Source organism: Lactobacillus mulieris (genome assembly GCF_007095465.1).
Lineage (GTDB): Bacteria > Bacillota > Bacilli > Lactobacillales > Lactobacillaceae > Lactobacillus > Lactobacillus mulieris.
Genome location: NZ_SDGL01000007.1, coordinates 24,040 through 43,562, shown reverse-complemented (window position 1 = coordinate 43,562; position 19,523 = coordinate 24,040). Strand labels below are relative to the sequence as shown.

General features: G+C 33.1%; 16 protein-coding genes. 12 read left to right on the top strand and 4 right to left on the bottom strand.

From position 1 onward, the window contains the following. Positions 1-40: 40 nt before the first annotated feature. Positions 41-931: a LysR family transcriptional regulator gene (locus ETI37_RS04140; protein WP_143458439.1), complete on the top strand. Its 891-nt coding sequence runs from the start codon at positions 41-43 to the stop codon at positions 929-931. A 329-nt stretch (positions 932-1,260) separates the two neighbouring features. Here ETI37_RS04140 and ETI37_RS04135 read toward each other — a convergent pair whose 3' ends face one another. Both ETI37_RS04135 and ETI37_RS04130 read right to left on the bottom strand, forming a co-directional pair. After that, complete coding sequence (locus ETI37_RS04135; RefSeq protein WP_143458440.1) at positions 1,261-2,244, bottom strand: nitronate monooxygenase; 984 nt, start codon at positions 2,242-2,244, stop codon at positions 1,261-1,263. A 111-nt stretch (positions 2,245-2,355) separates the two neighbouring features. Then, positions 2,356-3,270, bottom strand: coding sequence for a LysR family transcriptional regulator (locus ETI37_RS04130; RefSeq protein WP_143458441.1), 915 nt, complete (start codon positions 3,268-3,270; stop codon positions 2,356-2,358). Positions 3,271-3,593: 323 nt separating this feature from the next. Here ETI37_RS04130 and ETI37_RS04125 point away from each other — a divergent pair, with 323 nt between their 5' ends. The 8 genes from ETI37_RS04125 to ETI37_RS04090 all read left to right on the top strand — a co-directional run bounded on the left by ETI37_RS04125 (position 3,594) and on the right by ETI37_RS04090 (position 12,436). Beyond that, on the top strand, positions 3,594-4,841 hold the full coding sequence (locus ETI37_RS04125; RefSeq protein WP_208723190.1) for an acyl-CoA dehydrogenase family protein: 1,248 nt from the start codon (positions 3,594-3,596) through the stop codon (positions 4,839-4,841). A gap of 84 nt (positions 4,842-4,925) precedes the next feature. Beyond that, entirely contained in the window at positions 4,926-6,167 is a 1,242-nt protein-coding gene (locus tag ETI37_RS04120) for a CaiB/BaiF CoA transferase family protein (protein ID WP_143458442.1), read from the top strand. A gap of 11 nt (positions 6,168-6,178) precedes the next feature. Further along, on the top strand, positions 6,179-7,324 hold the full coding sequence (locus tag ETI37_RS04115; RefSeq protein ID WP_143458443.1) for an acyl-CoA dehydrogenase family protein: 1,146 nt from the start codon (positions 6,179-6,181) through the stop codon (positions 7,322-7,324). A 14-nt stretch (positions 7,325-7,338) separates the two neighbouring features. After that, positions 7,339-8,067 (top strand): hypothetical protein, encoded by a 729-nt coding sequence (locus ETI37_RS04110; RefSeq protein WP_162501146.1) that lies wholly within the window; start codon positions 7,339-7,341, stop codon positions 8,065-8,067. Positions 8,068-8,075: 8 nt separating this feature from the next. Next, positions 8,076-8,999: an electron transfer flavoprotein subunit alpha/FixB family protein gene (locus ETI37_RS04105; RefSeq protein ID WP_143458445.1), complete on the top strand. Its 924-nt coding sequence runs from the start codon at positions 8,076-8,078 to the stop codon at positions 8,997-8,999. A 14-nt stretch (positions 9,000-9,013) separates the two neighbouring features. Then, the gene (locus ETI37_RS04100; protein ID WP_143458446.1) at positions 9,014-10,519 is read left to right on the top strand and encodes a class I adenylate-forming enzyme family protein; all 1,506 of its coding nucleotides are present in this window, start codon (positions 9,014-9,016) and stop codon (positions 10,517-10,519) included. A gap of 1 nt (position 10,520) precedes the next feature. After that, positions 10,521-10,958 carry an acyl-CoA thioesterase gene (locus ETI37_RS04095; RefSeq protein ID WP_143458447.1) on the top strand — a complete coding sequence of 146 codons (438 nt, stop codon included), beginning with the start codon at positions 10,521-10,523 and terminating at the stop codon, positions 10,956-10,958. Between the two features lie 293 nt (positions 10,959-11,251). Continuing rightward, complete coding sequence (locus ETI37_RS04090; protein WP_143458448.1) at positions 11,252-12,436, top strand: MFS transporter; 1,185 nt, start codon at positions 11,252-11,254, stop codon at positions 12,434-12,436. Between the two features lie 86 nt (positions 12,437-12,522). Here ETI37_RS04090 and ETI37_RS04085 read toward each other — a convergent pair whose 3' ends face one another. Then, positions 12,523-13,461 carry a LacI family DNA-binding transcriptional regulator gene (locus ETI37_RS04085; protein WP_143458449.1) on the bottom strand — a complete coding sequence of 313 codons (939 nt, stop codon included), beginning with the start codon at positions 13,459-13,461 and terminating at the stop codon, positions 12,523-12,525. Positions 13,462-13,620: 159 nt separating this feature from the next. Between ETI37_RS04085 and ETI37_RS04080 the strand changes: the two genes are divergently transcribed. Beyond that, positions 13,621-15,498 carry a beta-glucoside-specific PTS transporter subunit IIABC gene (locus tag ETI37_RS04080; protein ID WP_143458450.1) on the top strand — a complete coding sequence of 626 codons (1,878 nt, stop codon included), beginning with the start codon at positions 13,621-13,623 and terminating at the stop codon, positions 15,496-15,498. Positions 15,499-15,550: 52 nt separating this feature from the next. Next, a complete protein-coding gene (locus ETI37_RS04075) occupies positions 15,551-17,035 on the top strand; it encodes a family 1 glycosylhydrolase (protein WP_143458451.1) in 1,485 nt (494 codons plus the stop codon). 33 nt (positions 17,036-17,068) lie between these two features. On the opposite strand, the gene ETI37_RS04070 is transcribed toward ETI37_RS04075, so the two are convergent. Further along, entirely contained in the window at positions 17,069-17,929 is an 861-nt protein-coding gene (locus ETI37_RS04070) for a helix-turn-helix domain-containing protein (RefSeq protein ID WP_224783250.1), read from the bottom strand. A 109-nt stretch (positions 17,930-18,038) separates the two neighbouring features. On the opposite strand from ETI37_RS04070, the gene ETI37_RS04065 reads away from it, so the two are divergent. Next, positions 18,039-19,523, top strand: coding sequence for an FAD-dependent oxidoreductase (locus ETI37_RS04065; protein WP_143458452.1), 1,485 nt, complete (start codon positions 18,039-18,041; stop codon positions 19,521-19,523).

The following is a 19,523-nucleotide window of genomic DNA, read 5'->3' as shown; positions in this document are numbered from 1 at the left end:
TAACGCAAAAAGTTTGATTCATAAAAGGAATTTATAAATAATGAATGAAAAAGACATGCTTTATTTTTGTAAATTAGTAGAAGCTCAATCTTATACAATGGCTGCTAAGGAGTTGGGTGTAACACAACCCACCATCTCTTCTGCTGTAAGAAGATTGGCACAATATTATCAAGACCCCTTAATTATTCAAAAAAATAAAAAAAGTAGACCTGCTTTAACCTCAGCAGGTCAAATCCTTTATGACAAATCCAAAGAACTATTACTAGAATTGGCTAGTTTGGATCATGATGTACGTCATGCCAATGATAGAAAAATAAGAATTTCTTTTTCCGGTATAGCGGGAAGCATTTACATGCCTGAAATAATTGAAAAATTTTATCACGCTGGTATTTCAGATATGTTAGAGCCTAAGTTTGAAAGATCGGCAGCTGCTTTTTCTGATTTGGAAAAAGGAGATAGTGATATAGCTATATATTCTTGGATTGTCCCATTTAATGATCCTAATTATTTTATTCGTACTCTTGATAAAACTGAATTAGTAATTATTACTGGGTTGAAGCACCCATGGTTTAATAAAAATGAAATTAATGCACGAGAGCTGAGAAATGAGAAGTTTATTGCTCGAAAGTCTACTTATTTGACCCGTGAATCGCTTGATAGAATAGGAGAATTTGGAGATTTTGCACCTAATATTATCTATACGGCACAGACAATGCAGTTATTGATAGACTTAGTAGAACGAAATATGGGAATTGCATTAGTACTAGAATCAAGTATTAAGCACAATGATTTAGTCCATGTGATTAGGTTAACTCCAGATCAGAAACTTTGGGCATATATGCAAATTGCCATGCGCAAAAGTTTTATGCCAAATAAATATCAAGCAAAGGGAATAGAAATTTTACGAAATTTTCATAAGAAAACAAAATAAATCCACACAAAAAATCTGTATTCGTATCCGAATACAGGGGGTATAAAAATAATTTTAATAAGTTCACTAAAAAACATAAATAAAGATTTGCTTGAGTTAACTTTCTCTAAAACACTGAGTAATATTCTATAATTTTTAAACATATATAAGTAAGTTAACATAGAGGAGATTAGCTTGTGATGCTACTATCCCAACTAAAAAAATAAGGAATGTTTTGCTTGGTTCTATAACTAAATTTAAATATTAAAATAGAAAAAACTTTAGCAACAATACGCAGTAATTGTTATTTTTCGAGTTCGGTGATGTTTCATTACAATGTAGCATCATTATCAATCTATTTTATGAAATGTGGTATTAATAATTTCTTCAGCAGATAATGCTTCATTTATGTTATAGCTGTTCAAATCGAATAAGCAATAACCATAACTTAGATTTCCTTTAATCATGCCATCAATAAGTCCTTGAAATTGATGTAACTGATTGAATAATTCTTGAGGAGATAATTTTCTCGATAAGATTTGTTCAATATATGGTGTTTTAAAAGTTAAAAAATCCCCAAAAGGTAAAGTTAATTTGATAAAGTCATCCTTATGAGAGGATAGAAATCTTGCTTTGATGCCGTCATCAATTATTGCTTCATTACAAATAGCAAATGGAGTATTTAAATATATACCGTCTACTTGTTGTATTAATGTTTGTATATCAGAGGTCTCAATCCCACTAGCTAAAACTACTAGTGTATCAGGATAAACGTTTTGAATTTTATTAGCCACTACTAGTTCTTTAACAATTGCGATATCTAGTCCGTGATTAATTGCGGTATTTGCAAATGCCAAATCGCTGACAACTTGCATGATCTTAATACCATTTTCGTGTAAAATTTTTGCCCAAGCTAGCGAAAGCGGACTCCCCAATCCTTCAAAAAGGGCAATAGTTAATCGGCGCTTACGCATAAGTTCTACAATACTTTTCGCAGTTGGGTCTTTTTCTGGGCTGTCATACTGACTTGCTACTTCTACAGCAAATGATCTAAATGTATTTTCAAGTGTTGTATTAATCTGTTCATTCATTAAATTTCTTTCAGTCATTGTATCCAAAATAGAATAATTATTTGGATTACCAACTACTTCACTGTTGGTTGAGGATGCTCCACTTGTTACGTCTGTTATATTATAACCGCTATTTATTCCTAAAATTCCCAATCCTCCGGCTTCACTAATGGCAGCTACCATTTTTCCATTAGTCATAGTATGCATAGGGCAATGAATAATTGGAGTGTTAATTGCTAAAGCATGACATAAACGATTTTTCATATTAAATTCTCCTTTTTCTATAGCATAATTAAAAACGCTGAAATAAGTAAATTAGTATTATTAATAAATCAATAAAAAACCTTAGGTTGTAGTTTAACCTAAGGTAAAAGACTAAATATCTCTTTTTTTGTGTAACTTTTCATTGATTTGCGATTTATTAGCTTTAAGCCAGTCGATAAAATCAAGACTGGTACTTGAAGTAATTGATTCAGGATTAAAGACCAAATAAACTTGTCGAGTGTCAGTTGGAATGTTCAATAACTTAATTTTATGTAAATTAAATCCTTCTAAATAGATAGTATTTGCGACAATTCCCACCATGTTATTTGATAGAACTTGCCCGGCAATTGCGAGTTCATCATGCATTGAATTAGCAATCATTAAGTCTGATGCTTGAGATAATAATGCGTTAGTAATATCTTTGCCAATTGTAATATCCTTAGTATAAGTAATAATAGATTCACGAAGCTCCTCTGGCGTGATTTCATTGATTTGCGCAAGGTCATTATCTTTACTACAAATGGCAATTACTTCTTCAGTATATAAAGGGATGAAAGTAAAATTGTCAAAACCTGCTACATACGAACAAATTCCGATATCATACCAACCATTTTTAATTCCATTACAAATTTGAAGAGATGGGCTATCATGATAAATAAAATGTGGTGCTTTTTCAACTTGTTGCAAGTATTCTGTAACAATATGTGGCATTAAATTACCAACAGATGTAGGAATACATGCGAGATTAATATTTCCTTCATCTTGGCTAATAGCTTGTGTAAGTTGTCGTGTACCAGTATCAAGAATATTTAAGCTATTAACAACGGTATTGTAAAATTGACGGCCATACTTTGTCAGTTTGACGTAGCGACCATTATGTATAAATAATTTACAATGTAGCTCTTTTTCAAGCTGCTTGATAGAGAGTGATAATGTAGGCTGACTAATAAATAGGTTATTTGAGGCCTGAGTATATTGCTGTTTTTCTGCTAGTTCGCGAAAGTAATATAGTTGATTTAAATTCATTGTGTTACCTCGATGCTTAATTAATACCAATATTAATAATATAAATATAGCTATTACGCTAGGGAATGTAATGTAATAAAAGATAATACATCATAATTATTAAGCTATTTTTTTACTTGTAATAATGAAAAATAGCTTTTTTTGTTGAATTAGTATTTTAAAAATTAATAGTTCCGAAGTAGTTATCAATTTTACTTTACAATCTCAAGCATTGATAATAAAAAGCGTCAAGAGAAAAACGCTTACATTAGATTTCAAATAATATTATAGGCACTTTTCCTCTTAATTAAAAGACTGAAAGAAGCTAAAGGAGAAATTTTAACATGGAAAAGAAATTACACACATTACCACCTTATGAAGAAACACCAATTATGCATACTACTAAACCCGGCGAAAAGATGAGCAACGAAGATTTTGAAAACTACTTAAAGGAAATTCGTCACTTAGCACAAAATGAATTTGATCGTATGACACCATATATTGAAGAAAATCGTGAATTTCCAAAGGATTTTTTCCCAATTGCAATTAAGCACGATTTATATCGTTTTGCATTACCTCGTCAATATGGAGGCTGGGATTTGAATGAAAAGCAAATTTTACAAGTCCAAGAAGAATTCTCACGTACTCAAGGTGGTATTAGAATGCACCTTCACCATGCTTCAGATATGAACTGGAGAATTTTAAATGACTTTGGTAGCAAAGAACTCAAAGATAAATATATGGACAAGTTTCAAGACAAGAGTATATATGCTAACTTTGCTTTAACCGAAAAGAGTGGTGGTACTGGGGCTGACTTACATACTACTGCTGTTAAGGATGGCGATGATTGGATTATCAATGGTGAAAAAACCTTGATTTCTCATGCTGATGTTGCAGACTTTACTTACTTAATTGTAGTTACTGACCCTGACAAGGAAGGTGACGAAAGATTATCAGCATTTTGGGTACCAACTAATACACCAGGATTTGAAGCTCATGAAATGCCATTAATGATGGGTTGCCGTGGTGCTGGTCACGCAGATCTTAAGTTTACTAATATGAGAATTCCTGACAAATATATGCTAGGTAAGCGGGGCGAAGGTATGAAAGTTGCCATTTCTTCACTTTCATTATCACGTGCACACATTGCTGATTCAAACTTGGGTATGGCACAAAGAATGCTTGAAATGGCAATTGCCTACTCAAAGGACCGTGTAACCTTTGGTAAACCATTGTGTAAGCGTCAATCAATCATCTTTGAAATTGCAGATATGGGTGCAAAAGTTCACGCATTACGCTTGATGCTTTGGGATTTAGCCAAAGATTATGATGAAGGTAAAGATATTACTAAGAAAGCTTCATTTGCAAAGCTTGAAAGTATTAATACTGTAAAGCTTGTATCTGACTACATGCTTGAAATCTTTGGTGGTGTTGGTTACTTCCAAGATAACCCTTATGGTCCTGCAGAACGTTTATATCGTGACTGCCGTGCTATGTGGCTTGAAGAAGGCCCTCGTTCTGTACAAAGATTAACCGCTGGACGTTTATTGATCAAGAATGACGGTCAAACTCCAATTACTAGCATTAAATAGTTAATTATTATTTGGACCGAATCAGAACCTTAAAGTTTATTGATTCGGTTCTTTTATTTAAAGACACAATTAAGAGGCAAAAAAATGGCTAATGAAATTTTAAATGGTGTAAAAGTAGTTGATTTAACCCAATTTTTAGCAGCTCCTACTGCTGGCAGAATTCTGGGCGAATGGGGTGCAGATGTTATTAAGGTTGAAGCTCCTAAAGGAGATGCCGGAAGAACTCAAGGTGCAGTCTTTAATATGAAGTATGAAGATGATGAAAATTTGGGATTTGATGTATCCAATATGAATAAGCGATTTATTACCTTGAATACAAAAACTCCAGAAGGATTAGCAGCATTTAAAGATTTATTGAAAAATGCAGATGTTTTTTTAACTAGTGTTAGAACAAAGAGTTTGGAACATATGGGACTTTCCTGGAAAAGTTTACATAAAGAATTTCCAAAATTAATTTTTGCACAAGACCGTGGTTATGGTGAATTTGGTCCTAAAAAAGATGCAGCTGGTTATGATGCAACTGCTTACCAAGCAAGAGGTGGTGTCCAAGGTACTACTGTTGATAAGGGGAGCAACCCATATAACCCAGTTAATGGTTATGGTGATTTTCAGGTCTCGCTTACTTTAGTAGCTGGTATTTGTGCTGCACTACTTAAACAAAGAAGAACAGGACAAGGCGAAAAATTAACTGTTAACTTGAATCACGCAGCTATTTTTATGCAAAATATTGCAATGGTTTCAGCACAATATGGCAATGAATATCCAAAGAGTAGAAAAGAAGTTACTAACCCATTTAACGATACTTATATGACGAGTGATAATCGTTGGTTTGTGCTTTGTGTACCTGAATATGATCGTGATTTTGACAAAGTTATGCATGATGTTGGTCGTGATGATGTAATGGGTGATAAGCGTTACAACAAGATGGATACATTGAATGCTAATGGCACAAGTAGTGAGGTAATTGCTATTTTGGAAGATGCTTTCAAAAAGAAGCCACTGAAATATTGGTTAGACTTATTTGAAAAAGAAGATTTGCCTTTGGAAGCATGTCAAATTCCAACTGAAATTTATAAAGATCCAGAAGCACTTGATAATGATGAACTGCGCTTGATGACGTTCCCATCAGGAGCTAAGCGTTTTATCCCAACCAACCCTGTAAGATTTGAATCTCAAGGCAATCCCGTATTAACCCCTTCTAGAGCACAAGGTTCAGATACTCGTGAAATCTTAAAGGAATTAGGTTATAGCGAAGAAAAAATTAATAAGATGATTGCAGATGGCGCTGCGGGTGATGTGCGTCATATCGGGGAACCTATCAAATAGGAGAGATTAAGATGGCATTACAATATACAGAACAACAAAGAGAATATATTCATCTGGCAAAAGAGTTTGGTGATAGGTACTTAAAGACAAAATTAATCAAAGAATATGATCGCAAGGGTGATTGCCCAGTTGAAGCTTTTAAACCAGCAATTGATATGGGATTACATATGCTTGAAATCCCAAGAGAATATGGGGGTGCAGGGTTGTCATTTGAGGACTCGGCATTAGTTTTTGAAAAATTGGCAGAATATGATGCTGGATATGCTTTAACATTGATAACTTCATTTGTAGCTTTGCGGTGTGTGATGATTTCGGGTAGTAAAAAACAAGCACAAAAATTTGCAAATATTTTAAAACCTGGAAAATTTGCAGCCTTCACTTTGTCGGAAGCTGATGCTGGTTCAGATTCAGGGGCAGTTCGCGCAACTGCTGTTAGAAAAGGCGATGAATATATTTTAAATGGTGACAAAGCCTTTGCTACTAATGGTGGTGTAGCAGATGTATTCATTGGTATTTTTAGAACCTCAGATAATGGTAATCATGGCTTGTCAGCTTTTATGATTCCTAGAAATACTCCTGGTATTTGGGTTGGTAGACATGAAGATAAAATGGGGCTTCGTCTATCAAATACCGTACCAATTGCATTCAGAAATGTTCATATTCCTATTGATAATTTAATTGGAAAAGAGGGAAAAGGGATTAATATTGCTCTTAACTCTCTTAACTTATCACGGGCCTTTGTCTCAACATTAACTGTTGGTGTAATGCAAAGAGCTCTTGATGAAGCAGGAAAATATGCTGTTAAACGTGAACAATTTAATACACCAATTGTAAAGTTTGAATCTGTTCAAAATATGTTAGCTGATATGGCTACTAGTGTTGAAGCAGCTCGCTTAATGGTTAATAACACTATGAAGATGATGGACCAAGGTAGTCTTGTCCGAAAAGAAGGGGCGATGACAAAGCTTTTTGTAACTGATATTGCTCAAAAGGTAACTTCAGATGCAGTTCAAATCTTTGGTGGATACGGCTATACCCGGGCATATCCTGTTGAAAAATTGATGCGCGATGTCAAAGGTTTCCAAATTTTGGAAGGTACCAATGAAATTCAACGGATGACTATAGCACGAGAAGTTGAAAGAGATTATGAAGACTAGAGAGGATGAGTAAAGTGAAAATTGCAGTTATAGTTAAAAAAGAATTTTTAAGTTCAAAGGCTTATACAACTCATCGTCAAAAAGTTTCATATCATGATGAAGACCTCTTCTTAAGCAATAGCGATAAAGCAGCGATTGCTTTGGCGGTCACGTTAAAGCAAGATGGACAAGTTGATTTGTTTAGTTTTGAAAATGGAATAGTTGGAGAACGTGTTTTACGTGAAGGATTAAGCTATGGGGCAGATAGCGCTACCTTGTTTAAAGGAATAGATCCAGATGATCCTTTGAAATCTGCAGAAATTGCTCAAGTATTAGCTAATCAATTTAAGAAGCAAGATTATGACTTAATCTTAACGGGTGAAAGTTGTGAAAGTGCTAATTTTGCAGCTAGACTGGCTGATATGTTAGCTTATAACTTTTATGATCAAATTTCATATTTTGATGCTAATAAGAGCTTTGAATCACAGCTTAATCGAGGTAGTTTAACAGGTACTGCAAATTTACCGGCAGTTCTAACTATTACAGCAGCAGTAAAAAATCCAAAATTACCAAGCTTTTTAGATATGGAAGCTGCTCAAAAAGCTGAAATTAAAGATATTGAAATTAAGGCTTCAGACCAAGAAAAAAGTGAAATTATTGCTGATCAAAGAAAATGGAAAAAATTGATTTGGAATTTGGATGATGAGCCAGATGCAGTTGAAAAATTGGTTGAAGCTCTCAAACAGGATGGAATTTTGAAGTGAGGTTAAAAATGAGTAAAGCATATTTTATTCAATTTGAAGATCAAAACCTTAATGAAGGCTCAAACCTAGCAACTCTGGCTGGGATGAGTGGTTATTTTTCAGATTTAACCAATGTTGTTTTGACCAATCATAGTGATGATATTAAGCCGAAGTATGAAAACTGTGGTGTAAACACGGAAATTTATACTAGTAGTGATTTTACTTTAACAGATTTGCCTACGATTACTAATGCTTTGAGCAAGATAGTAGATGGTAATAATCATGCAGTGTTTGTCTTTGAAGATAGCAATTTAGGCAATAACTTAGCTAGTCGTTTAGCAGCTAAATTAAACTTGCCATTAGTTTGTCATGTTACAGATTTAACAATTAGTCCTAATTCGGTAACAGTTTCAAGAAATATCGCTGAAAGTAAAGCAGTTAGAGTAAGTCATTTAAAACAAGGTGGCGTAATTACTGCCAGCTTAAATGGTGTTATTTCTGAAAATGCAACTAATAGTCTTGAAGTTAATGAGTTTAATTTTAAGAGTGATAGTAAAGTTAGATATATTAAAAAGAAAAATGCGCAAAATGACTTGGTTTATGCCAAAACTATAGTTTCTGGTGGTAAAGGATTACAGGATGCTGCAGGCTTTAAACCTTTGATGCAATTAGCTCAAAAATTAGATGCAAGTGTTGGGGCAACCAAAGCTGTAACTGACCAAGGGTGGATTGATGCTACTAAAATGATTGGGGTTTCTAACTTAATAGTTAAACCAGATGTTTATTATGCTTTTGGTATTTCCGGTGCTGTTCAGCATACTGCAGGTATGGATAAATCTAAACATATAATTGCCATAAATACTGATAAAACAGCTCCAATTTTTAAATTGGCAGATTATGGTATAGTTGGTGATGCTAATCAAATCATTGACCGCTTAATTAATTTGCTTTAAAAGAGGTGATCAAAATGGGCGATTTTGAAACATTAAAAGATGCATGGGATTGGCGTGTTAAACAAACACCGGATAAGCTATTTATCGTTTATCAGCAACAACATTTTACTTATCAACAAGTAGATAATTTAGCTTCACAGACAGCATATTTACTAAAAAAATTAGGACTTCGAACAGGTAATATTATTGGATTACAATTTGAAGTAGACTTTGAAAATATTTTATATCTTATTGCCAGTATTAAATTAGGACTTGTTATTAATCCCCTAAATCCCCATTTTGATAGTACAGAAATTCAAAACTTAGTAGATCGTTTCAAGCCATTTGCAATTGTCACGCAAAAAGCTGTTAGAGGTAGAGACACAATCTACTATGATGATTTACCTAACTATGAATCATTATTTGTTGGTGACTTAAGATTGTTTATTCGAAATAAACGTACATTGCTCTTTTCTCAAACTGACAATGCTGAGGATGCACCAGCATTAATCTTGAATACCTCGGGGACTACAGGTGCACCTAAAGGTGTAGTGTTAACGAATAAAAATATCTTGAGTAGTGAATTTGCTTTTAATAAGGCTTTTGAAATTAATAGTGATGATATGATAGCAATGCCGTCTGGGTTTTATCATGCAATTGGTTTTCACCATGGCTTGATTTCAACTATTATAGCAGGTAGTAGCATGGTGATTATGCGGCATTATAATGTGAAAGACTTGGCTGAGATTCTAAAGAAATATCCAGTTACATTAGTTGACAGCGTACCTACAGTGATTTACGATATTTTGTTTGAAATTGAAGATTTAGGTCAATTAAGACAATTGATATCGGGTGGTGACAAGTTAAAATCCAATCTCCTAGAAAAAGCACGTTTAAGAAAGTTACCCGTTTATAATTGTTATGGGTTAACAGAGGCTGTACCATTTAGCTATACTCCTAAAAAGTATTTTGTAGATAGTAATTATACTTCTACAGCTGTTATTCCGATGGATGGAATAAAAATTCGGTTGTTAGATGAACAAAGACATGAAATAAAGCTAGCAAATATCAAGGGAAATATTGAAGTTTCAGGACCTGTGATTTTCAAAGAATATCTTTTAAATTCTGAAAAAACTGAGGCTAGCTTTGATGGTAAGTGGTTTATTACGGGTGATTTTGGCCACTATAATGATGATGGTTTATTAGAGATAGATGGTCGAAATAGTGATAAAATCATTCGTGGTGGAGAAAATATTTCAGCTAAAGTTGTTGAAGCTAAAATAATGTCGTGCCCTGTTGTAAAAGAAGTTGCTGTTTTGGGGCTCCCTGATGTAAGGTTAGGTCAACGAATCGGTGCATTTATAGTGTTAAAGACACCAGATTGTGATTTTTCGAAAACGCAGTTGAATGATTTTTTGTCAAATAATAAAGTTGATAAGAAACTTTGGCCTGAACGTGTTTTTTTGCTGGACCAACTTCCTAAGACAGTGAATGGAAAAGTCAAAAAATATATTTTGAAAGAAAAGGTAAAAGCAGAATAATATGAGTTTTTCTTTTTATAAGTGTGAGCTCGGAGATTTTGTAGTTACTCCGGAGATGTTGAATCATTTAGGAATTCTCCATGGTGGAAAGTTAGTGAAGCATTTAGATTCAAGTTTAGGGATTTTCGTTTCTAGATATAATGGAACTAGATGTGTTACTGGTAGAATTGACCAAATTAACTTTCTTAAAAGATCATATGTTGGTGATTGCGTTTATTTCGAGGCTAGTATATTAAAAACGAGTTTCCATACAATTACGGTTTATAGTGCAATAAAGAAAAGAAGATTGAATCAAGAGTCTGAACTAATAGGCGAAGCTGTGTTTACTTTTGTAGCAGTAACTCCAGAATTTGCTTTGGTACCTATGAAACCTTTTGTGGCTACAGATGAATGTCAAAACCAATTTATAAGTGAAAAACTCGCACAATTCAGACTTTAAATCATTTTTTGAGACTATTCTCTCTGAGATTAGTCTCTTTTTATTTGTCTTTTTAATATTGTGATTAATTGTATTAATAAAAAAACAATACTTTTTACATCTGATTGCTGATTATTATTGACTAAGTACTGAAATATAGTTACGGATAATGTACTTATCACAACTATAAAAGCGCTTGCAATTATATTGCTTTATTTTTGAGTAATCCTAAAAGAATTAATTATTTTTATTATGTAATTCGCATTATATTAAGTTTGTAACGTTAATAAATTCACAAAATATGAGGTGTAATTATGAAAAAAGACAATTATATTGGCGCTGCTGCTTCTGTATATTTGAATTATGCAGTTGTTGGTGTTGCTACAATTTTTATTTCACAATATCGAGACTTTTTTATTAAGGCTTGGAATACCAGCGCAGCTGGTCTTTCAATGGTATTAGCTGGTGTTGGCTTAGGCCGTATTCTAACGATTCTGTTAGCCGGAGCAATTAGTGATAAAATTGGTCGTAAGAAGACATTGTTGATTGCTTTAGTTTGCGATATTTTATTTCTACTTGGTGCTGCATTTGCAAGAAATATTTGGGTAGCAGGCGTTGCAGCTTTGTTTTTTGGTGCAACAAATTCATTTGGTGATACAGCGGGTTATCCAGCTTTGGCAGATGCCTTCCCCAATAAAACTGCTACTATGAATTCATTGGTTAAAGCAGCTATGCAAATAATGCAGTTAATTTTTCCATTTTGGGTGGCAGCTTTTCCAAATCCGCATGCAACAGCAATTGCATTAATAATTATTATTGCTTTTGATATTTTTACAACTTTGAAGGCGGTATTTGCTTCACAAGAAGAAAGTAAATTAAAGCAAGAAGTGAAAAAGACAAATATTCAAAACCAATCTATAAATCAACCTAGTTTAGCAGTAGATGGAGTAATGATTATTGCATTAGGTTTTACGCTTTGTTTTACTTTTTATATTTTTTCACTTTATGTTCCATTCTTTGGCTCAGTGGTTTTGCATCAAGTACCCGCAACTGCCAACCAATTGATTTCTTGGTATTCAGCCGCATCATTAATTTCCGTATTTATTACTTCAGCTCTTGTAACTAAAATAAAAAGATTGTATTTAATTTTAATTTATTCAACTATTTCAACTTTAGGCTTATTGTTTATGGTCTTAATGCCATCGATTATTAGTGCACGGTTGGGTGCAGTGGCCGTAGGCTTTTTTGCAGCAGGTGGAGTTTGGCAAGTAGGCTTATCAGTTTTGACATCATATTTCCCAACAGATCATGGTAAATTTACATCATATTATTCATTTATGGCCGCAATTTGTTATTTTGTTGCTCCATTAGTTGCAAGTTTTGTAATTAAAAATACGGTTACTAGCGTTTTAGCAGTTTTTTGGATTACTGCAATTATAACTGCTATTTCAGTTATATTAGTATTACTACTATTACAAAGGAGTAAAAAATTTAATTAAACTTATATATCATCAATTTTTATAAAAGAACACAATTAGTAGTCTGGATTAACTAACTGCCAATTGTGTCCTTTTTTCTAAAAAAACTATCTTAAATGAATAGGAATTATTTTATGAATATCTTTTTCAGAGTTTTGTATACTTTGGAAGCAAATATTTATTAGTTGAGTTGCGATTTCTGAAATGTTTTGATTTACACTTAATAAATCTGGGAAAAGGTTTGAAACTAATTGACTACCATCAAAACCCGTTATTACCGGAAAGTAACTCATTTGATGTGTGTGCTCTTTAACTAGTAACGCCGTTAAATCGTCTGTACAACAAATAGCATCATATGATTGATTATTAATAATTTGTGCTATTTGAATTTTTCTATTTATTATTGAACTTTCAAAGTCAGTATAAGCTGTTTTGACATGTACTCCATAATAATTAAAAACTTTTAACATGCCTTTTATACGATCGTTTAGAGGAAAATAATCCATTTGATTTCCCGAAATAATTAATATATTTTTACAACCTAAACTTAAAATTTTTTGCGCTATTTTAAAACCACCATCTAAATTGTTTGATTCAACTATTGGAATAGTTTTATGTATTTTTCTATCAAAGGAGACTATCGGAAAGTCACTATAATCATGTTGCAAGGTTTTAAGAGGAGAACTAGTGATAATCCCACTTATTTCTCCATCCTTTATCTTCTTAATATAGTAATCAATTGAATGATTCATATCATTGTCAATTTGTAAAATAGTTGAATATTGATAGCCATTTAATTGTTTTACTAACTGACTGAATAGTTCTGAATAGAAAGGGTTTGTTATCGATGGAAAAATAACGAGAATATTTTTATTTTTATTGATTCTGGGAGACCATTTTTTGGAATGGTAATTTAATTTCTTAACAGCTAAGTCTATTTTTTGTGCTGTTTCCTTTGAAACATTACCAACTTGATTTAAATATCTACTGACTGTTGCAATAGAAACATTTGCTGTTTGTGCTACATCTCTAATTGTTGATGCCATTATATATCTCTTTTCTTACTGTTACATTTTGTTACATAGCGGTATATCCCTAATCTTGATTTAAGTAATGTAAACTTTGTAACAAGCATATATTGAATCCGCTTTCTTTTATTATATAAATGTAAACCAAATAAAAGAAAAAAGAAAGTGAGTTTTTATATGAGCAAATATGATTATAAGCAAGACGCTCAAAAAATTATTCATGCATTAGGTGGAAAAAGTAACATTAAAAGAGTTTTTCACTGTATGACACGAGTAAGAGTTTATGTTAAGAATGAAAAATTAGTTGATGCTGAAAGTATTGCAAAATTACCAGAAGTAGCAGGTACAACATGGAATAATGAGCAATTTCAAATAATTGCTGGTACATATGTGGGTGGCATCTATGACGCTTTAGTTGATTTAGGTGTCCCAAATGATGATGTAGATACCAGCGACATGACAAGTAATTCAAATAACGGCACAATAATGTCAAAGATTGTTGAAGCAATTACAGGATGTATGACACCACTTATTCCTGCTTTAACTGCCGCTGGTATGATTAAGGTTGTTTTAGCTTTATGTACAACCTTTAATTGGGTATCACAAACAAGTAGTACTTTCCAAGTTATCAGTTTTATGGCTGATGCAATGTACTATTTCTTACCATTCTTCGTTGCAGCAAATGCAGCTAAAGTATTTAGGGTAAATCAGTCTTTAGCACTTTTAATTGCGGGTGTATTTTTGCATCCCAATTTTGTTAAAATGATGGCAGCCAAAGCACCAATTCTTTTCTTTGGAGCACCTGTTTATAAGTATGACTACTCATATTCAGTTATTCCTATTTTATTAATGGTTTGGTTAATGTCATACATTTCCAAATTCTCAAAGAAAGTGTCACCTGATATTATCCGCTTAATTATGGAACCAACTTTGACAATTGTAGTTAGTGCACCATTAGCGCTTTTGATTGTTGGGCCAATTGGTGGTGTTATTGGTGAAGGATTGGCTATTGTAATCAAATTCTTATCAGCTCATTTAGGCTTTGTAATTGTTGGTTTGTTAGCTGCAGCGTTCCCATATATTGTTATGACAGGTATGCACCATGCTTTAACTCCAATTGGATTGAACGCAGTTGCAACCGGTGGAGATACACTTATTTTTGTATCTCAAGTGTGTTCAAACGTCGCTCAAGCTGGTGCCGCATTAGCTGTAGCAGTTAAAAGTAAAAATAAGAATATGAAGCAATTAGGGTCAGCTACTGGTATTTCAGCTTTAATGGGAATTACCGAACCTGCTCTTTATGGTGTTACATTAAAACTTAAAAAGCCATTACTTGCAGCTACAATTGCTGCTGGTGTTGGTGGTATTATTGGTGGTATTTTACAAGTTACATTGTATATCCCTCAAAATTGTTTATTAGCATTACCAGCCTTTATTGGTGGTAAAAAGCCATGGATTAACTTTGCCTTTGGGTCACTAATGATTTTAGTTTCATTTGTGATGGCCTTTATTCTTACTTTAGTATTTGGATTTAAGGAAAATCAACAATCAGTAAAAAATGCAAAGAAATCAGTTAATACAGCAGATGCTGTGATTATTGAAAAGCCTGCTACTGTATCAGCACCTGTTGAAGGGCAACTTGAAAGTTTGACATCTGTACCGGATAGAACTTTTTCTGAAAAAATGATGGGAGATGGAGTTGCAATTAATCCAAGTAATGGTGTCGTAAGAGCGCCAGCAGATGCAACAGTTATTTCAATTATGGATACTAAGCACGGAATTATCTTACAACTTAAAAATGGTGCTCAGATTTTAATCCATATCGGTTTGGATACCGTAAATTTAAAAGGAAAATACTTTGAAAGTACTGTTAAGAATGGCGATAAAGTTAAGAAAGGCGATATTTTAATTAGGTTTGATAAAAAGCAAATTTTAGCTGCTGGTTATAATTTAATTACGCCAATTATTGTTTTGAATACTTCAGCTTATAATAAGATTCAAATGGAAGATAAAGGAGAAGTTACCTTTAACGATATTGTTCTTGATTTGAACTAATTTAGAAGACGTCTCCATTAAGTTGGGACGCTTTTGATTTAAGGAGTTAAATATGAATAAATTTCCAAAAGATTTTTTATGGGGTGGCGCTACCGCCGCCAATCAATATGAAGGTGGCTTTCAGGAAGACGGAAAAGGACTTAATGCGATTGATGTATTAACTAATGGCTCAAATACTGAACCACGAAAAGTTACCTGGAAAAAAGCTAATGGAACTATTGGTGCTATACCAATGGTATGGGGAAAGAATTTTGACTTTCCTAAAGACGCTAGACCAGCAATAGTGAATTGTTATTATTATCCAAGCCACTCAGCTACTGATTTTTATCATCATTATAAAGAAGACATAAAATTAATGGCAGAAATGGGATTTAAAGTGTTTCGCTTATCACTTGGGTGGTCAAGAATTTTTCCTAATGGTGATGAATCTGAACCTAATCAGGCGGGGCTAGATTTTTACGATAAAGTTTTTGATGAATGTCATAAATATGGGATTGAACCATTAGTAACTTTATCACATTACGAAACTCCTCTAGGCCTTATCACCAATTACGGTGGTTGGAAAAATCGTAAATTAATTAAATTCTTCACTAATTATGCTAAAACAGCTTTTACTGCATATAAGGGAAAGGTTAAATACTGGCTCACTTTTAATGAGATTAATGCAATGGACGAAGCTCCTTATATGGGTGGAGGATTGTTGGACACATCTAAGCAAGCAAGAGCTCAGGGGGCGCATAATCAATTTGTTGCTTCTAGTATTGCTGTGAAAATCGCACATGAAATTGATTCAAATAATAAAGTTGGACAAATGCTTGCATATTCTCCAATTTATGGATTAACAGCAGACCCCAAAGATCAATTGACGGCTTTGAAGAAAATGCAGAATGCTTTGTTTTATGCAGATGTCCAAACAGGAGGATATTATCCTGAGTATCGATTGAAACAATACGAACGTGATGGCATAAAACTTGATGATAAACCTGAAGATTATGACTTGATTAAGCAATATCCAGCAGATTTTCTTAGCTTTTCTTGTTATGGGTCATTAACAATTACTACCCATGATGAAGACGGTAAAGCTGGTGGTGGGAATTTGGGAGCTAATACTGTAAAAAATCCTTATCTTAAAACAAATGCTTGGGGCTGGGCAACTGATCCTGATGTGTTACGTATTGCTTTAAATCAACTTTGGGATAGATATCATAAACCTTTATGGATTGTGGAAAATGGTATAGGATGGAATGATCAAATTTCAGAAGATGGAAAAATTCATGATGACTATCGAATTAAATATTTGGATGCTAATATAAAGTCTATGCGCGATGCTATTAATTTAGATGGCGTTGATTTAATGGGATATACCATGTGGGGATGTATTGATTTGGTTTCTAACGGTACTGGTGAAATGAAGAAACGTTATGGTTTTGTATATGTAGATCGTGATGATCGAGGTAATGGGTCAATGAAGCGGATTCCGAAAGATTCATTTTATTGGTATAAGAATGTAATTGCGGCTGACGGTTCAAATTTATAAGTTTTAAGTAGTTCAGAAAATAATTAATCTGAGCTACTTTTGTTTTCGCCAATTTTGAGGACTTATTCCGGTAATTTGAGAAAATTGCTTGCTAAAAGATGAAACTTCCTTGTAGCCTAATTCATTAGATATTTCTTCGATACTTTTTGTGGTTAGTTTCAGTTGTTCTTTTGCTAAGCTAATTCTGATGTTTAGACGTAAATGTATAAAGTCTTGCTTAAATAACTTTTGACAAAGACGGGATAGATAATTTTTTTGATAGCCAAATTCATTTGCCATTTCAGATAAAGTAACTTGTCCGTTGTGACGAGCTATATACGACATTAAAGCACCTGCTTGGGTATCTTTACTTGCATATTTTACTTTTTTAGATGGAAAATCTGAATCTACTTTTGAGATTTTCTGACGATGATTATGAAGTAATTCAGTTAATAGTAAGCCACTAATTCTTTGTGATTGAAAATCATAATATTTATCTCGTTTTTTGCTTGCAATGATTTGTAAAATGTCTAGATAATTGTGGCAAATTTGTGATTGTATTTTTTTAAAACAGATATAACATAAATCCTTATTTGTATCATTCATCATGTCATGAATTAAGGGGTTGTCAGCAACGAGATACTGATTTAAAGGACTAGGATATTTTATATCTATACTAATTAATCGAATAACATCATGTCTTGATTCGCTTGAAATTCTAATATTTTTAAAGTGATGAGAAACAATTATATCAGATCTTGTTAGCTGTATAGTTCGATTACCAGAACTTAGAATACATGTAGTTAAGGCTTCTAAAAATTCCATGTGAAAATAATTCAAACTATTATTTTTAAAGCTTTGTTTTGAACTGTTAACGATTTCATTATTGCTATAAGAACGATACTTAAGAACCATATTTTTACCTATAAGATATATAAAACTAAAATTAAAGATAACTTTTACTATTAAATTGTAAATCTATTCACGATATTATTGAAACGAAAAATGAGAAAGGATAAAGATTATGGTTAAAGAAATATTTACTGATGTTGTTATAGCTGGTACTGGTGGTACAGGACTTTCATGTGCCATGGTTGCTGCAGAAAACAATTTAAAAGTTATTGCAGTTGAAAAATTGTCTCAAATAGGAGGAAATACACGTATTTCAAGTGGCTTTTTTGCTGTTGGTACAAAAGAACAACAAGCTGAAGGCTTACATTTGTCAACTAAAGAAGCTATTAGACAATTAAATGAATATAATCATTACTTAAATAATGGCCCCTTAACAAAGAGAATTGTAGAAAATGCTAAGCCGACTTTAGAAGTTATTGAAAAGTGGGGAATGGAAATAAAACTAAATCCAACATCTAATACAACTCAATACGCTCATAAAGATAATCCTTATGCTGGTGGATCTTATCATATGTATCAAAATAAGGATGATTCATATAAAAGAATTAAGAAAAATCTTGAGGAAAAAGGTGTTAAATTTCTATTTAAAACTACTATGAAAGACTTGGTTAAGGATAAGGATGGATTGATCAAAGGAATAATTGCTGTAGATGAAAATGGAAATGAAGTTAAAATTTACGCCAAAGCAACTTTAGTAGCAACTGGTGGATTCGGAGGTAATGTTAAGCGAGTCGCTAAATTAATGAAAACTAATCGAATGAGAAGTTTAGGAGTTCCAAGTATGGGAGAAGGGATGACAGCACTTGAAAATGCAGGGGCTGTTAATATTGATTCACATGCATTAATCCATGCGGCTCAACTAGCTAAATCTAAGGTCACACAAAACACATCTAAAAAGCACTTAGCTGGTTTTAGTGATAATCCGTTAACGAGACTATTACTTACACCATTAATGTGGGTCGATCCAGATGGTCGTCGCTTTACTAATGAAGATACTGTTTATGATACAGTGCTTTGGGCTAATGCTGGATATAATGTGGGCGGTATGTATTACATTTTAGTTGATACAAAGACATTAAATGAGTATACAAAAGGGACAAAATTAATTGTTTCTAAAGCTGGACCTGGTGCAACAGATAAGCCTGGTGATTTCGTTAAGTTAGCTGATGAAGCTGTGAGATTAGAAACTGCATTTAAGGGTGAAACTTTAGCTAAATTAGCTGAAAAAGCAGATATGAATTTGAAAAATCTTGAAACCTCAGTAAAGACATATAACGAAGCAATTAAAAATAAAGATGATAAAGAATTTGCTAAGAAGTCCGATCATTTAATTTATAGCGTAGAAGAAGGCCCATTTTATTTATTTAAAGCACAAGTTGCTTATCTTGGAACGGTAGGCGGTGTTAGAGTTGATGATCATATGAGAGTTTTAGATAAAAGCTTTAAACCTATTAAAGGATTATACGCTGGTGGTGCCAATGCTGGTGGGTATTATGAAGGACAGAGTTATCCAGCATATGAAGGCTTAGCGTCAGGATTTGCTTGGACTAGTGGTAGATTAGCAGGATTAGCAATTGTAAGTGACTTAGGAGATTAA

Excerpts from the sequence above, each read along its gene's own strand:
- ETI37_RS04070 (WP_224783250.1), bottom strand. The coding sequence starts at position 17,929 with ATGGTTCTTAAGTATCGTTCTTATAGCAATAATGAAATCGTTAACAGT.
- ETI37_RS04065 (WP_143458452.1), top strand. The coding sequence starts at position 18,039 with ATGGTTAAAGAAATATTTACTGATGTTGTTATAGCTGGTACTGGTGGT.
- ETI37_RS04135 (WP_143458440.1), bottom strand. The coding sequence starts at position 2,244 with ATGAAAAATCGTTTATGTCATGCTTTAGCAATTAACACTCCAATTATT.
- ETI37_RS04095 (WP_143458447.1), top strand. The coding sequence starts at position 10,521 with ATGAGTTTTTCTTTTTATAAGTGTGAGCTCGGAGATTTTGTAGTTACT.
- ETI37_RS04075 (WP_143458451.1), top strand. The coding sequence starts at position 15,551 with ATGAATAAATTTCCAAAAGATTTTTTATGGGGTGGCGCTACCGCCGCC.
- ETI37_RS04090 (WP_143458448.1), top strand. The coding sequence starts at position 11,252 with ATGAAAAAAGACAATTATATTGGCGCTGCTGCTTCTGTATATTTGAAT.
- ETI37_RS04125 (WP_208723190.1), top strand. The coding sequence starts at position 3,594 with ATGGAAAAGAAATTACACACATTACCACCTTATGAAGAAACACCAATT.
- ETI37_RS04130 (WP_143458441.1), bottom strand. The coding sequence starts at position 3,270 with ATGAATTTAAATCAACTATATTACTTTCGCGAACTAGCAGAAAAACAG.
- ETI37_RS04080 (WP_143458450.1), top strand. The coding sequence starts at position 13,621 with ATGAGCAAATATGATTATAAGCAAGACGCTCAAAAAATTATTCATGCA.
- ETI37_RS04105 (WP_143458445.1), top strand. The coding sequence starts at position 8,076 with ATGAGTAAAGCATATTTTATTCAATTTGAAGATCAAAACCTTAATGAA.
- ETI37_RS04100 (WP_143458446.1), top strand. The coding sequence starts at position 9,014 with ATGGGCGATTTTGAAACATTAAAAGATGCATGGGATTGGCGTGTTAAA.
- ETI37_RS04140 (WP_143458439.1), top strand. The coding sequence starts at position 41 with ATGAATGAAAAAGACATGCTTTATTTTTGTAAATTAGTAGAAGCTCAA.
- ETI37_RS04115 (WP_143458443.1), top strand. The coding sequence starts at position 6,179 with ATGGCATTACAATATACAGAACAACAAAGAGAATATATTCATCTGGCA.
- ETI37_RS04085 (WP_143458449.1), bottom strand. The coding sequence starts at position 13,461 with ATGGCATCAACAATTAGAGATGTAGCACAAACAGCAAATGTTTCTATT.
- ETI37_RS04120 (WP_143458442.1), top strand. The coding sequence starts at position 4,926 with ATGGCTAATGAAATTTTAAATGGTGTAAAAGTAGTTGATTTAACCCAA.